Annotated in this window: 14 protein-coding genes; 5 read left to right on the forward strand and 9 right to left on the reverse strand. The window is 53.3% G+C overall.

Going from position 1 to position 12,992, the window contains the following annotated elements; genetic code table 11:
* Positions 1-2 precede the first annotated feature (2 nt).
* From HVE01_RS13520 to HVE01_RS13555, 8 genes are all read right to left on the reverse strand, one after another.
* Positions 3-1,043: a histone deacetylase family protein gene (locus HVE01_RS13520; protein ID WP_146944720.1), complete on the reverse strand. Its 1,041-nt coding sequence runs from the start codon at positions 1,041-1,043 to the stop codon at positions 3-5.
* A gap of 18 nt (positions 1,044-1,061) precedes the next feature.
* Entirely contained in the window at positions 1,062-2,336 is a 1,275-nt protein-coding gene (locus tag HVE01_RS13525) for a TRAP transporter large permease (protein WP_146944722.1), read from the reverse strand.
* Positions 2,333-2,878, reverse strand: coding sequence for a TRAP transporter small permease (locus tag HVE01_RS13530; protein WP_146944724.1), 546 nt, complete (start codon positions 2,876-2,878; stop codon positions 2,333-2,335). Before HVE01_RS13530 ends, HVE01_RS13525 begins: the two co-directional genes overlap by 4 nt.
* Before the next feature lie 57 nt (positions 2,879-2,935).
* Entirely contained in the window at positions 2,936-4,009 is a 1,074-nt protein-coding gene (gene dctP / locus HVE01_RS13535; RefSeq protein ID WP_146944726.1) for a TRAP transporter substrate-binding protein DctP, read from the reverse strand.
* A gap of 155 nt (positions 4,010-4,164) precedes the next feature.
* The gene (gene lhpI, locus HVE01_RS13540) at positions 4,165-5,100 is read right to left on the reverse strand and encodes a bifunctional Delta(1)-pyrroline-2-carboxylate/Delta(1)-piperideine-2-carboxylate reductase (protein WP_125745675.1); all 936 of its coding nucleotides are present in this window, start codon (positions 5,098-5,100) and stop codon (positions 4,165-4,167) included.
* Between the two features lies 1 nt (position 5,101).
* The gene (locus HVE01_RS13545; protein ID WP_089039125.1) at positions 5,102-5,458 is read right to left on the reverse strand and encodes a RidA family protein; all 357 of its coding nucleotides are present in this window, start codon (positions 5,456-5,458) and stop codon (positions 5,102-5,104) included.
* A 130-nt stretch (positions 5,459-5,588) separates the two neighbouring features.
* Positions 5,589-6,356, reverse strand: a complete 768-nt coding sequence (locus tag HVE01_RS13550) for a helix-turn-helix transcriptional regulator (protein WP_089040905.1) — start codon at positions 6,354-6,356, stop codon at positions 5,589-5,591.
* Positions 6,357-6,430: 74 nt separating this feature from the next.
* Positions 6,431-7,354, reverse strand: coding sequence for a LysR family transcriptional regulator (locus tag HVE01_RS13555; RefSeq protein ID WP_164517058.1), 924 nt, complete (start codon positions 7,352-7,354; stop codon positions 6,431-6,433).
* Between the two features lie 109 nt (positions 7,355-7,463).
* Between HVE01_RS13555 and HVE01_RS13560 the strand changes: the two genes are divergently transcribed.
* From HVE01_RS13560 to HVE01_RS13575, 4 genes are all read left to right on the forward strand, one after another.
* Positions 7,464-8,447 (forward strand): MBL fold metallo-hydrolase, encoded by a 984-nt coding sequence (locus HVE01_RS13560; protein WP_125745671.1) that lies wholly within the window; start codon positions 7,464-7,466, stop codon positions 8,445-8,447.
* 185 nt (positions 8,448-8,632) lie between these two features.
* A complete protein-coding gene (locus HVE01_RS13565; protein WP_164517057.1) occupies positions 8,633-9,166 on the forward strand; it encodes a TetR/AcrR family transcriptional regulator in 534 nt (177 codons plus the stop codon).
* A gap of 114 nt (positions 9,167-9,280) precedes the next feature.
* Positions 9,281-9,544, forward strand: a complete 264-nt coding sequence (locus tag HVE01_RS13570) for a hypothetical protein (protein ID WP_146944728.1) — start codon at positions 9,281-9,283, stop codon at positions 9,542-9,544.
* A gap of 93 nt (positions 9,545-9,637) precedes the next feature.
* Positions 9,638-10,261, forward strand: a complete 624-nt coding sequence (locus HVE01_RS13575; RefSeq protein WP_146944730.1) for an FMN-dependent NADH-azoreductase — start codon at positions 9,638-9,640, stop codon at positions 10,259-10,261.
* Positions 10,262-10,271: 10 nt separating this feature from the next.
* On the opposite strand, the gene pdxR is transcribed toward HVE01_RS13575, so the two are convergent.
* Entirely contained in the window at positions 10,272-11,693 is a 1,422-nt protein-coding gene (pdxR, locus tag HVE01_RS13580) for a MocR-like pyridoxine biosynthesis transcription factor PdxR (protein WP_198350403.1), read from the reverse strand.
* 162 nt (positions 11,694-11,855) lie between these two features.
* Between pdxR and HVE01_RS13585 the strand changes: the two genes are divergently transcribed.
* Positions 11,856-12,962: a TlpA family protein disulfide reductase gene (locus HVE01_RS13585; protein ID WP_186808849.1), complete on the forward strand. Its 1,107-nt coding sequence runs from the start codon at positions 11,856-11,858 to the stop codon at positions 12,960-12,962.
* The last annotated feature ends 30 nt before the right edge of the window (positions 12,963-12,992 follow it).

The following is a 12,992-nucleotide window of genomic DNA, read 5'->3' on the forward strand; positions in this document are numbered from 1 at the left end:
TCTCAACTTCTCTGATAACCACGCATAAAGGCGGCAAGGTTAGCGCTTAGCTGCTCAGTCGGATAGCCACCTTCCTGAATCACCACGGTGGGGTACGGCAAATCGCTCAACTGCTTACCTAGTGCGACAAAGGCTTCGGTTTCCACGCTTAACCCGGCAAGCGGATCATCCTTGTGGACATCCAGCCCCAAAGACACCACGACCGCCTCGGGCTGGTAACGGTTGAGCTGCTCAATCAGCATGGCCACCGCATTAAGATAGGTCTCGCCGTCACTGCCCAATGGCAGAGGCAAGTTGACGTTGGCGCCTTCACCCTCTTCGCACCCTATCTCGTCCACGCCCCCCCAGAAGAAGGGATAAAAAACACTTGGATCGACGTGTACAGAACCCGTCCAGACATCCCCGCGGGAGTAGAAAATATCCTGAGTACCGTTACCGTGATGCAAATCCACGTCAATGATCGCTACTTTGGCAAACTTCTCACGCAGCACGCTGGCAGCCAAGGCAGCGTTATTCAATAAACAGAAGCCACCCGCATTATCCGGCCCTGCATGATGACCCGGTGGCCGACACAAGGCGTAAGCGCGGGCGAGCGATGCGCCATTCATCACTTCCTCAGTGGCAGCCACGGCTGTCGCAGCCGAGGCTAATGCCCCTTGAAAGCTCGTTTCGCTTAATGGGCATGCCATATCGTGCAAATGCCAGCCTGCCTGGCCAACGGGGTGACTCGGGTAGTGGCTAGCACCACCACAAGGGTGAACGTTCGGGGCCACCAGCGCCGCTGCATTAGGCAGCGCTTGCCAACGCTCGTAAATCGTTTCCAAAAAGCGTAAATAGCGCGGTGTATGAATCTGCTCAAGACGTTTACGCAGCATCGGCGAGTCAGTTTCACTGGGTGCCGTCAGGCTCAAACCAGCTGCTGCCAGCCCATTGCTTAGCAGCTCAGCACGCACCGGCCCTTCTGGTGATGGCGCAGGCTGTCCACGCAGCAGAAAGGTCGACGGTGCATGGTAATCCTGGTCAGGGTGATAAAAGCACTTCATGTGTTGCACATCCGCCTTTTAAAGTAGTGAGGGAATCCAGGTTGAAAGCGCTGGAAATACCGCTAACAAAACAATAACGCCAATGAACGCTACATAAAACGGTAGTGATGCCACAATGGCCCGCTCATAAGGCACTTCGGCTATTCGGGCCGCCGTCATCAACGTCATCCCCACTGGGGGCGTCACATTGGAAACGTTAAGCACCACAATCATCAATATGGCGAAATGCAGCGGGTCAAAACCCAGCTGAATCATGGCTGGCACAAGCACTGGCGCAACCACTACAAGTGCCGGTAACACATCCATTACCGTGCCAATCACCAACAGTAGTAAGCACACCAGCATTAACTGCAGGAATGCAGCGTCACTGAAGGTGGTAATAAGTCCGGCAGCATCCCTGGCAATCCCTGAGCGCGTTACAAACCAGCCCAGTACCGCCGAGGTAGCCAGCAAGAAAAACACCACCCCAGAGAAACGTACCGTCACGACCAGCGCATCCCAAATTTTTCGCCAAGTGAGATTCCGATAAAACACGACGCCAATCACGATGGCATACACCGCCGCAAACCCAGAGGCTTCAGTGATGGTGGTTAAGCCCGACAGAATGCCACCCAAAATAATCAGCGGCACCACCATGGCGGGTAGCGCAACCACAAACGACATCAGCGCGACTTTAAACGGCGTGGGCGCCTGTTTGGGATAACCCCGTTTCCAAGCTAGGAAAAAACTCACTCCTAGCAGCGCCAAAGCCATCAGCAGCCCAGGTACAATGCCGCCCGCGAAAAGATCAATCACCGAAATATCACGCAACAGCGTGGCGTACACCACCATCACCACACTGGGCGGAATAATCGGCCCAATAATCGATGAACATGCCGTAACGGCGGCCGCGTACTCAGCGTCGTAGCCCTGCTTTTTCATTTCAGGAATCATGATTTTGCCGATTGCCACAGTGTCAGTGACAGCGGCACCGGTTAACCCGGCAAAAAACACCGATACCGAAATATTGACGTGGGAAAGTGCACCACGAACACGGCCAAACAACGAGTTATTAAACGCAATTAGTTTGTGGGTTAGCCCGCCCTGATTCATTAGCTCAGCGGTAAAAATAAAATAAGGCACCGCAATCAACAGAAACCCTGAAACCCCTGAAAACATGCGGTCAGCAATGATGCCGAGCATGCGCTCTCCACCCAGGGAGAAACCACCAGCCAGCCCGGACATAGCCATGACGACCGCCACGGGGGCCCCAATAAACAGCAACAGCACAAATACAATAATCGTAGGCGTCATGGTCGAGCCTCCTCTTCAGAGCTCTCAAGAAGGTCATCGATCACCTCATGCTCGCTTGTAAAGTGCTCAAGCAGTGCAAAGCCGTGAACGAGATGCAGCAACATAATCAGGCCGCTGATAGGAACAACAATGGCCGTCACTTTGCTAGGAATACGGATTTGATCCGACACCATGTAGACTTGCGTCGCGTTGGAGAAGTAGCCCCAGCCATACCAAGTAAGCATGAGTGCAAATAAGCCGAGGATAGCCAGACACATCACCGCCGCTATTTTCACCATGATTTTAGGCAGGCTACGCACTAGCAGCGTCATCGCCACATGCTCGCCATAGCGCAGTGAAATGGTCATTGAGAGAAAGCCTATCCATGGCAAAAAAAGCCGGGCCAGCGAATAGGTCCAGCTCAGCGTGCTGCCGGTAAACAGCTTGTAGAGAAAGGCGGTAAAAGAAATGCCCAGCATCGATAAAATACAGCCAACGCATAATACAATCGCCGCCTGATTGATGTGATCGCTTAGACGGCGTAACGGGGGTAAAACGCTCATCGTGATTCCTCACGCTGGGGCAACCTTGCTACCCCAGCGTTTGTCCGTCGCTAAACCTTACTGGCCGTAAATGCGCAGATCATCATCTGCCAATTGCTGACCAACCCGCTCAACTTCGTCTAGCAGCCCCTGCACGCGGGCTTCATCCATACCGAAGTCATCGACAATCCACTCTTTCCAAGCGGGTCGGGCAACCTCTGCCATGCGTTCCCGCTCAGCATCAGGCATCAGGTAGCACGCTTCGAAACGTTCGCAGGACTCTACCCAGCTGGCAGTGGCAAGCGCACCCGACATACCGTGGCTCAGTTGAATCGCTTCGCGGGCAGAGCTGATTAATGCCTGCTGATGCGTTTCCGGCAGCGACTGATACCAGGATTCACTGACGACCCAAGGGGCGCTGTTGTACACATGTCCTGTCAGGGTGGTGTAGTCCGTTACCGCATCAAAGTTGAACGTGGTATTCAGCACGGGAGCGTTAAACTGGCCATCCGCCAGCCCCGTTTCAAGGGCAGTAATCAGTTCGCCCCAAGGTAGCGGCGTGGCAGAAGCACCAAGTGAGCGCATAATAGCGACGTGAGCGGGGTTCTCTTCAGTACGGATATTGAGCCCTTCGAGATCTTCCATGGTCTCAATCAAACGTACGTTGTTAGTGAAGGCTACAAAACCACCGCCATCATCGAACGTTCCTAGGTAGCGCATATTGGCGTCTTCAACGGTGCCAGACATGAAGTCAGCAAACCATTCGCTGTCAAAGAAGCTCCACGCTTGGCGCCAGCTGGTAAACAAGAAAGGAGCCGTTACCGCTTGGTAGTCGCCATAAAACGACGACATTGCACCCGCTGACATAATGGTCGACTGCAGGGTACGACCACCCTGCACTTCTGAGCCATTTTCGACTTCTGAACCTAACTGACCGCCACCAAAAATAGAGACCTCAAGATCGCCATCGGTGCGCGCTTCCACAAGGTTTTTGAAATGCACCAGGGCAGGATAGATTTCGTTATTCTTCATATCCTCTGGAAGCTGGGTGGCGATGACCATTTCATAGGACTGTGCTTGGGCAGTGGCACAGGCAATAGCCAGTGGCAAAGCTGCCATAGCAGCGAATAAAAAAGATTGTGTAGGTTTCATAACTTACCTCGTTTTGGTTATTAGCTGGTTTGCGTTATGACTGACGTTTCCACTCGTAAGCGATTGTTTTATTATCGTTATTATCCATGCCGTAGACGGCAAATGTGACGATTCCCTGTAAGTTACTCGGCTCTCTGTTAGTTACTAGCTGTTAGTTACTGGTTAATGGCCTCCCACACTTCAATGGCCGCTGCTAAGTCTTCAAGCGATGCGCCAACTGACTTAAACAGCGTGATGGTCTCAGCAGAGCGCCGACCTGGCTTGGTTCCCGCAAGCACCTCAGCAAGCTCTGCCTTGATATCTTCAAAACGGAACGCGCCTTCATCGATTGCCTGAAGAATATCGCCGGCTTCGCCCTTAGCCCCGGCGTAGGTGTCCACAAACACGTCAGCTCGACGCAGGCACTCAGCATCGGTTTCGCGCATTTGGGGACGGAAAGCGCCGATAAGATCAACGTGCGTGCCCGGTGTTAACCACTCACCTTTAATTAAAGGCTCTGTGGAGAGCGTGACGCAGCTGACAATATCAGCCTGTACAACCGCGTCTTGCAGATCACTAACAACCTGGGTGTCAAACCGATCGGCATAGGCCTCGGCGATAGCAGAAGCCTTTTCTGGATTTCTGCCCCATACCAATACGCGTTTGATTGGTCGAATGCTGGCATGGGCTTCAATGACCATAGGGGCCAACTTACCAGTCCCCACCACCAGTAGCGTCTCCGCTGTCTCGTTGGCTAGTGCTTGTGCCGCCAAGGCAGAAGCAGCCGCTGTGCGCCGGCGCGTTAGTTCACTGCCATCAATGCACGCCAGTGGTTGACCGTGCTTACCTTCACTAAGCAAATACAGTCCTGAAATAGCAGGAATATTGTGCTGGGCGTTCTGAGGAAAGACGTTGACCATTTTGACGCCGATATAGCCTGCTGGCTCCCAGGCAGGCATCAACAGCATGGTGGCTTCACCGTCGGGACGATGCATCGCGTGATGATGGCGTGGCGGAGATTCAACGCCGTTCACAAAGGTGGTATGTAGCCGCTTAATCAAACCTTTCCAGGTAAGATAGCGTTCCACTTCCGCCGCAGACACAACCCGCATATCAGGCCTCCGGCAGCGCAGCAACAACCATGATTTCTACTTTCCATTCCGGCTTAGCAAGCTTGGCTTCAACCGCTGCACGTACGGGCGGGCGGCCAGGCACTACCCAGGCGTCCCAAGCAGCATTCATCTGGTCAAACTCGGCCATGCTGGTGACCCAAATTTGCGCCGAAACCAGTTGCTCTTTCGAGGTGCCTGCCTGGGCTAACAGTTGGTCAATACGCGCGAGCACTTGCTCGGTCTGGCCACGCATGTCAGCCGTTGCGTCACTGGGCACTTGGCCAGCGAGATAAACGGTGCCATTGTGAATCGCGACTTGGCTCATGCGGGCATTGCTGTCTTGATAGGTAACGCTCATGGTGTCTCTCCAAGGAAAATGAGGTTCCTTTTGAGACTACGATGATGATAAGCGGCGTGCTTGCCCGAAACTCTGGCAAATTTGCCCGTAAGTGTTGTAACTCATCGAGCAATGATCACTGTTTGCCAAGCTAACGGTCTGAGGAGGGGGCGATCTCAAAGTAACGCCGATAGGCGCGAGAAAAGCTTCCTTGATCACGAAAGCCGACGAGCATAGCGATATGACCCAGACTTAGTGCACTGTGCCGAACCAGCGTACGGGCGTGTTCAAGCCGTCTGCGCTGCACATATGCTAAGGGCGTCACACCGGTTAGATCACGAAAGCAGGCATGGAAATGCCCAGGGCTTAGTGCACATAATGCGGCTAATTGCTCAACCCGGATATCGTCCGCCAAGTGCTGATCCAGCCATGCATCCAGCCTTTCCAGGTCAAGCCGTTCACTGATACAGCGAACACCAATCTGATCAGCAACTTGCTTCGGCTCATCTTGAAGGTACATATACAGCGCTCGAAGCAGCAGCACGGCAATTTCATTTTGCAGCGCTGGGCACTGCTCTAGCTGGTTCGTTAAGGCATGGGTCAGCTGATTAAGCGCTGGAGGCACGGTAAAAAAACGGGGTTTGTCGAATAGCCGCTCGATTTCACTGCCTTTTTCTAACACTGCTAAGTGCTTAACAGGAATGTCCAATACCAGCGTGCGGTTACCGCCATCGCCTTGGTACTCATGGTGCCGAGACGATGGGATCAAGCAGCCGCGGCGGGCCGTGACGCGCTCGCTCTGCCCTTCCATCGCAAGCTCAGTCACGCCGCACGTTGCCAGAATTAACTGGTGAAAGTCGTGTGAGTGGGATACCTGTTCAGGGGCTAAATTACGGTTATGCAGCTCAAACTGGACCATGAACATACCGTTTGGTTCTACGTTGACGCTTGCACTATAAAACGTCTGACAGTTGAAAAGCGAGCAAGCTCCCATTAACTCCGCGAGATATCGTCAATCACTAACCTGATTTGGTCTCGCAACCAGCTCAGTCCGACATCCTTATCCGACCATATTGCCCAATTCATAGTTACCGGTGGGAAATTAAGCGGAATAGGCATTTCACAAAATGCCAGCCCGAATAACGGTGCATACTGCACGGCAATCCTTTTAGGCACTGTTGCTACAACGGGTGCATTGCGTGCTGCAGCAAGCAGCGGCATAAAGTCAGGCGCCGCTAAAATGACATTGAGCTCTATTCCCAATGCTTCCAAGGCATCACCAACACAGCCCGCGACATTTGCCGTCTGGGAAAGAACAGCGTGCCGTGCGCCAAGGTAATCATCACGCGATAATGGCGGAACTAGTCGACACAGATCGGCATTAAAGCAGCATGCCACATTGGATTCGAACAGAACTTCTCCTAGATGACGAGACTGTTTACAGCCAATGGCCAGATCAATTTCGCCCGAATCCATCATCATATCTACTGTTTCGACCGTAATCGCGCGACTCAGCAGTCGAACCCCTGGTGCCGTTGATTGCAGTCGATCCACCAAGGCAGGTAGCAGAACCATCTCCATTTCACCGGCAATACCCACCCGAAAAATCCGGTCTGCCGTTTGCGGCTCAAAACTATCCGATGACTGAAGCGCATTTTGCGCCTGCGTCAACGCTACTCGCACCGGTCCAGCCAGCGCTCGAGCTTTGGCCGTTGGCTGCATTTTCTGCCCAACACGAACGAAAAGATCGTCCTGCAATAACATCCGTAGTGTTGATAAATTATGGCTCATTGCCGACTGACCAATTCGGAGCTTCTCGGCAGACTTGGTGACACTCAGCTCTTGCATCATTGCGTCAAACGCGACCATAAGATTGAGGTCGAAGGAGCGTAAATTGAAATGATCAATATTATCCATGATTGGCATCGATTTGATTACTGACCAATGGGAATATACCTTTTCCTCATCGCGTTACAAACCGCCGGTTGAATTCTGGCCTGTTGATTGATTGAAAGAGGGTGTTTTTATGCTGTCACGCAGAGATATGCTTAAAGGTTCGCTGGCTGCTATGGCCGTTGGTGCAGCCGCCAGCAGCGTTTTCATCCCATTACACGCGGCAGCCAGTGCACCGCTAGTTGGCACACAAGCGCCGGGCTATTACCGTTTGATGGTGGGTGATGTCGAAGTCACTGCGCTTTCGGATGGTACGGGCCTATTTCCGATCGCCGACCTTTACCTGAATATCACTCCCGAACAGGCTCGCACCGCACTTGCCAATGCGTTTCAAGGCACGCCAACCCACCTGTCAGTTAATGCCTATTTGCTGAATTTCGGTGATCGGCTGATTCTTCTGGATGCAGGGACCGGTGATCTGATGGGCTCAGCCTTGGGTAAACTGACAAACAATATCATCGCATCGGGCTATCACCCCGACCAGATCGATGATGTGGTAATTACCCACATTCATTCCGATCATGTCGGCGGGCTCGTTCTAAACGGTGAAAAGGTGTTTGCCAACGCGATAGTCCATGTGCCGAAACTGGATGCGGAGTATTGGCTTAGTGCCGAAAATCGTGACAAGGCCCCAGAAGACGCTAAGCCGTTCTTTGATCAGGCGGTCTCGTCAACCAAGCCCTATATCGACAGCGACACGCTTAAAACCTACGACACGGATATGCCAGCCATTCCAGGCGTAATTAATTCAACCCACCGTCCAGGCCATACCCCTGGTCACAGTGCCTTATGGTTTGAAAGCAAAGGCGAAAAATTCGTCTACTGGGGTGATATCACCCATGGCGATGTCATTCAATTCGACGAGCCAGGCGTGGCGATTGCCTTTGATGTTGACCCGAACCAGGCGGTCATCACTCGTGAAGCGGCCTTTGCCGAAGCGGTAGCAGAGAAATACATGGTGGCTGGTTGCCATATCGCATTCCCAGGCATCGGGTACGTGGTCGAAGACAGCACGATGTTTGATTGGGTGCCCGTCAATTATCGCGCTGACGTCTGACCTGTCGCCATTATTTGTCCATGCACGACAAACGATTGATCACTATTCGAGATATTCCTGCTTTCGACGACACGATGATACCCCTCGCCAACAAATTCGGTTTTTTGCATTAGGCACCAGCCTTTGAGCCTAAGCCGTGGGCAGGTATCATCAGTCAGCCAATGGACATCTCGGAGAGTGAGAGGATGAGCAAGAAGGAAGTCACCCGCAAGCGTATTCGTGAGGCTGCCTGGGCGCTGTTCTCCGAACGCTCCTTTTCCTCTACTACCACTCGTGAGATCGCTCGTCGTGCTAGTGTCGCCGACGGCACTGTGTTCAGCCACTATCCCAACAAGATTGATATCTTGCGGGAGGGTATGGAAGAGCAGATCAGCCACATCGCTAAGACCTTCCTGGCGAGTTGGGCGGGCGGCAGCGAGCATGAAGCATTAGTTGAGCTGGCCTCCCACTTCTATCGCTATTACTTCGATCATATCGCCTTGAGCCGTAGCCTGCTGAAAGAGGCACTCTGGGACCTTGATTATTTACGCAACGTCGACGATTCACTGCTGCCTTGTATCTTAAGCGCAACGACTTTGCATGACGCCACTCGTATGCGCCTGATCGAAAACAGCTACCTCATGACACTTGTCCGCCATCTTAGCCACGATAAGCCTTGCCGAGAGGCTGCCATCAACGATTTCCGAGCCGAGCTCACGGTTATCTTACCCACCAATTAAGACCTTCCCCACCGTATTCCAGGTCTCATCTCGAAGGCCGGCCAGAGCAAAGCTGCTTGACTTTTTGAGCGCGCTCAATTAAAAATTGAGCACGCTCAAAAACAGAGAAACCTCATGCGACATATAATTGTGAAATCCATCGACTACCTGGTTGGCATGCCATTTCTTGTACTGTTCTGTTACATCATTGGCCCCATAATCGGCTTAGCACTGGGATTCAGCGGGTTACTTGCACTGACCTTGCTCTCAGGACGGAAGGGAATAAAAGCCTTTTATCGCGGTATGATATTGGGAGTAGGTTCTGACGGCCTTCCAGCGTCAGATAGGCAAGTACAGGAACAAAAGTTGACCGCAAGCCAGGATCGTCCTGTCACCTGATTGATCGGCTGAACTCCTTCAAGACAATCAGGAGAAGGTCACTGTCGTTTTAAGAAGTGGGTTTTAAGAAGAGGGTTTTAAAAAGAGAGGTCTATGCACAACACCTTATTTGTTCACGCTAGCCCGCATGGCAAGCATGCGCTGGGCTATCGCCTGGCTCAAAAGATCCTAGCCGAGGAGACAGCCAGAAACTCAAACGTGGGGTTGATAGAACGCGATTTAGTTGCCGCTCCGCTGTCGCCACTAACCCACCATTACTCCTCGGCGCTACTCAGCCACAGCATCGGCGATCGTGTTAACGCTGCCCTGTCAGAGTCCGAGCAACTGATTCGTGAGTTGGAGCAGAGCGACCGCTTATTAATCGCGCTGCCTATGCACAACTTCAGCGTACCGGCAGCGCTGAAACTCTGGATAGACCACGTGGTGCGTATTAATCGCACATTTATCGTCTCAGAGGGCAAACAAGGGTTACTGCACGATCGCCCCACCACCGTTTTGGTGAGCGCGGGCGGCATGTTACAAGGCGATAACCCACAACCCGATTTTCTCACTCCCTACCTCACCCTTATTCTCAACACCATCGGCATTCGGGATGTCCACTTCGTATATCTGCAGGGCTTAGTGTTCGGCGAAGCCGCGATCGCCAAAGCGTGGCAACAGGCGCAGACCACGCTAATCGAAGCTGGCGTACTGACTAATGACGTGTCATCGATTTAAAGTCCAGCCACTATCGGTGATGGCGATCAATAAGCGCTGCCAACTGCTGATAGCCTTCTTCACAGGCAGGGCTGGATAGATTGGTTACGCCTAGCAGTAACCCTTTTCGCGCCCCAGCTTGGGTGGCATACCAGGGAGACAGCGGCATCGGGGCCAGGTTAAAAGCCTGGGCAGCCTCGGCAATAGCAACGTCGTCCATGTCATCCTCCAAGGCGAGCATCAGTGACAGACCTGCCATATTGCTCAGTGAGACCGATCCATTCATGAGTGCCAGCAACCCATCTCGTCGCTGTCGATACAAGCGTTTCATACGCCGAATATGACGCAAGTAATGACCATCGCGCAGAAACTCCGCCACGGCTAGCTGGCTCGGCAGTCCAGACGCGGGTGATAAGGCGGCAGCCGTATCGCCAGCGCGCTCTGACAGCTTGGCCGGTACGACCATAAAACCGAGCCGCAAGCGTGGGCTGATGGTCTTACTGAAAGTGCCGATGTGAATCACCCTTCCTTCACGATCCAGCGAGGCCAGCGCCGGCGTTGCTTGTCCGCTTAGCTGCAGTTCGCTTAGATAATCATCTTCGATGATCCAACCCGCATTTTCTCGAGCCCATATCAGTAGTGCTTGGCGCCGATTCAGCGACAACTGCATCCCCAAGGGGGCTTGCTGGCCTGGCGTTACAATCGCTAAGCGGGCATCCGCGGCCAGCGCTATGCCTTGCTCCACACATATTCCCTGATCATCCACCGGAACGGGAACTGATGTATATCCTGCCAGCGACAAGGCATGCCGAGTTAGCGGATAGCCAGGGTTCTCAACCCACACCCGCCGTGAATCCAGGCGTAGCAAGTGCAATGCCAAACCCAGCGCGCCCGCATAGCCATTGGTGATAATGATCTGCTCGGCAGAGCAGAGTAGTCCCCGAGATACCGCTAGATAGGCAGCAATTTCCTTGCGCAGCTGAGACTCGCCCCGAGGATCTGGATAACGCAGCGACTCAGCCACTGCCTTTCGCGTACAGCGCAGCATGATGCGCGACCACTGCTTAAAGGGAAATGCGTCCTGAGCTGGCACGCCCACTTGAAAAAGCTTGGGAACACTATCCAGATCCTGATACAGGTCAGGCAGTGGCAGGCGAGAGGCCACCGCGGCCATCTCTGGCACTGCGGGTAGTACGGAGCTAACAAAGGTACCTGCAGCCCCTTTGGAAACAACCAGCTGGTCGTCGCTGAGCCGGTCATAAGCCGTTTTTATGGTGCCCCGCGAAACACCCAGCTGCGCGCCAAGATCACGCCATGAAGGCAGCCGCGCGCCCTCATACAAATGCCCTTGCCGAATAGCATCCGCAATGCTGAAGCGTATTTGTTCGGAAAGAGACTGCTTGCCCTGGCGATCAAGCGAAAAGCGAAGTTTGTTCATAACGTAATGGTACATAAAAACCAGTCATTCTTGGTTCTTTTTTTAGACCATGATGCCATTCACAATCCTGCTCACGCTCCACACTACTTTTATCGGTCTGAAACCTTGTTCTCGTTCTTTGAGCTAGCCCAAAGCGATTGCGCAAGGCCCGAACCATTTACCCAGAGGATCTCCCCTATGCGAATAAACAGCACCAGGCTTTCAACGGCGATACTGCTCGCCATGTTGCTCGGCTATGTTGGCCCTTCACTAGCGACCGAGACCACTGAACAACAGGAATCTGAACAACCGGAATCTGACCAGGCCTATGATGCCGACGCCGATGGCGAACAGCGCGCCAAAGCGGCTGGCGAGTCGCTCATTGGTCAACCCGGCCCCGAGCTAAGCATTACCACGCTGGAGGGTGACACCATCGATCTCAGCGCCCTGTATGGCGTCAAACCGGTATATATAAAGTTTTGGGCAACCTGGTGCGTACCCTGCCGCCAGCAGATGCCAGGCTTTCAGGCCATCCAGGAAACACATGGTGACGACATTCAGGTCATCGCCGTTAACACCGGCTACGCAGACAGCGCAGCATCTGCGCGTGCGTATCGAGAAGAAATGGGCCTGACGATGCCTATCACGGTAGATGACGGCACACTGGCTGAAGCCCTTAACCTGCGCGTTACCCCGCAGCATGTCGTGATTGATCGCAGTGGTCACATCACTCACATTGGTTATCGTGACGATCAAGCCCTAAAAGAGGCATTACAAGCAGCACTAACACCCACTGAGCCCGACTCATCAACAGCCACTCACGACGCCCCAGCCGAGGGTATCGACGCCAATGCGCTAGCGGTAGGCGAGACGGTTAGCCAGATGAATATCACCACGCGTGACGGCGACACCATCGACCTGTCCCGCACAGCGACAGATAAGCCCCTAGGCATGGTGTTCTTTGCTTCATGGTGTGAGTCCTACCTTGCCGAGAGCCAGCCGGCCACCGCCTCTGCTTGTCGCCGCGTTCGCGAAACCGTCAACCAATTGAGTAAAGACTCGGAGACTCAATGGGTAGGCATTATTTCTGGACTTTGGACCAAAGAGTCCGATGTCGAAAGCTATTTAGATACCACCGAGACAGCGTTTCCCGTGCTACTTGATGCCGATGGTGACATACATCGCCGCTTCGGCATTCAACAGATACCAACCGTTGTGCTTATTGATGCCGATGGCAAGGTAGCCGACAAGCTTGGGCCACAAGATACCAAGCTCGCCGAAGCCATCGAACGCATCAGCCAATAACCTACCGCCATTTCGCGCCAGCCACGGCGC

Source organism: Vreelandella venusta (genome assembly GCF_007989605.1).
Classification (GTDB): domain Bacteria; phylum Pseudomonadota; class Gammaproteobacteria; order Pseudomonadales; family Halomonadaceae; genus Vreelandella; species Vreelandella venusta.

What these genes read in the sequence shown, in the direction of transcription:
- HVE01_RS13585 (WP_186808849.1), top strand. Translation starts at nt 11,856, where the DNA reads ATGCGAATAAACAGCACCAGGCTTTCAACGGCGATACTGCTCGCCATG.
- HVE01_RS13560 (WP_125745671.1), top strand. Translation starts at nt 7,464, where the DNA reads ATGCTGTCACGCAGAGATATGCTTAAAGGTTCGCTGGCTGCTATGGCC.
- HVE01_RS13545 (WP_089039125.1), bottom strand. Translation starts at nt 5,458, where the DNA reads ATGAGCGTTACCTATCAAGACAGCAATGCCCGCATGAGCCAAGTCGCG.
- HVE01_RS13555 (WP_164517058.1), bottom strand. Translation starts at nt 7,354, where the DNA reads ATGGATAATATTGATCATTTCAATTTACGCTCCTTCGACCTCAATCTT.
- HVE01_RS13565 (WP_164517057.1), top strand. Translation starts at nt 8,633, where the DNA reads ATGAGCAAGAAGGAAGTCACCCGCAAGCGTATTCGTGAGGCTGCCTGG.
- pdxR (WP_198350403.1), bottom strand. Translation starts at nt 11,693, where the DNA reads ATGTACCATTACGTTATGAACAAACTTCGCTTTTCGCTTGATCGCCAG.
- HVE01_RS13530 (WP_146944724.1), bottom strand. Translation starts at nt 2,878, where the DNA reads ATGAGCGTTTTACCCCCGTTACGCCGTCTAAGCGATCACATCAATCAG.
- HVE01_RS13520 (WP_146944720.1), bottom strand. Translation starts at nt 1,043, where the DNA reads ATGAAGTGCTTTTATCACCCTGACCAGGATTACCATGCACCGTCGACC.
- lhpI (WP_125745675.1), bottom strand. Translation starts at nt 5,100, where the DNA reads ATGCGGGTTGTGTCTGCGGCGGAAGTGGAACGCTATCTTACCTGGAAA.
- HVE01_RS13570 (WP_146944728.1), top strand. Translation starts at nt 9,281, where the DNA reads ATGCGACATATAATTGTGAAATCCATCGACTACCTGGTTGGCATGCCA.
- dctP (WP_146944726.1), bottom strand. Translation starts at nt 4,009, where the DNA reads ATGAAACCTACACAATCTTTTTTATTCGCTGCTATGGCAGCTTTGCCA.
- HVE01_RS13525 (WP_146944722.1), bottom strand. Translation starts at nt 2,336, where the DNA reads ATGACGCCTACGATTATTGTATTTGTGCTGTTGCTGTTTATTGGGGCC.
- HVE01_RS13575 (WP_146944730.1), top strand. Translation starts at nt 9,638, where the DNA reads ATGCACAACACCTTATTTGTTCACGCTAGCCCGCATGGCAAGCATGCG.
- HVE01_RS13550 (WP_089040905.1), bottom strand. Translation starts at nt 6,356, where the DNA reads ATGGTCCAGTTTGAGCTGCATAACCGTAATTTAGCCCCTGAACAGGTA.